Annotated in this window: 2 tRNA genes; both read right to left on the bottom strand. The window is 42.8% G+C overall.

The features are described 5' to 3' along the window. Positions 1–14: 14 nt before the first annotated feature. Positions 15–90 (bottom strand) — tRNA-Val (locus C2M35_RS15230). Positions 91–212: 122 nt separating this feature from the next. Further along, positions 213–288 (bottom strand) — tRNA-Val (locus C2M35_RS15225). Positions 289–683: the final 395 nt, after the last annotated feature.

Raw genomic sequence — 683 nt, 5'->3', positions numbered from 1 at the left:
CTCCATCAAGATGATGGTGGGTTGTACTGGACTTGAACCAGTGACCCTCGCCTTGTAAGGGCGATGCTCTCCCAACTGAGCTAACAACCCAAAACGTAATTTTTTGCGATTTCTATATGGTGGGTTGTACTGGACTTTACCAATAAACCTCGCCTTGCTAAGGATAATAGTGCGATGCAGAGCATCGTATTTTCCTTAACTCCATCAATAGATGGTGGGTTGTACTGGACTTGAACCAGTGACCCTCGCCTTGTAAGGGCGATGCTCTCCCAACTGAGCTAACAACCCATATAGAAATATCAGATGTGTCACTTTAAAATGATGCTTAGTTATACTGGACTTAACCAATAAACCTCGCCTTGCTAAGGATAATAGTGCGATGCTGAGCATCGTATTTTCCTTAACTCCATCAAGATGATGGTGGGTTGTACTGGACTTGAACCAGTGACCCTCGCCTTGTAAGGGCGATGCTCTCCCAACTGAGCTGGCATATTTCTTTACTTATTGAGAACTCTAAATTATTCAAATTGAACAATTCAAAGTTTTATCAGCTTTCCAAATTTTTAAAGAGCAAAATATTACCTACCGGACTTGCCAGTAAGTAACAATCATCTGTGTGGACACTGCGAACAAATTCGTTCTAAATCGTATAAGGAGGTGATCCAGCCCCAGGTTCCCCTAGG

Origin of the sequence: Pseudoalteromonas sp. T1lg76, assembly GCF_002964725.1 — a bacterium.
Lineage (GTDB): Bacteria > Pseudomonadota > Gammaproteobacteria > Enterobacterales > Alteromonadaceae > Pseudoalteromonas.
Note: the sequence above shows the minus strand (reverse complement) of the source record. Positions and strands in the feature narration are given on the sequence as shown.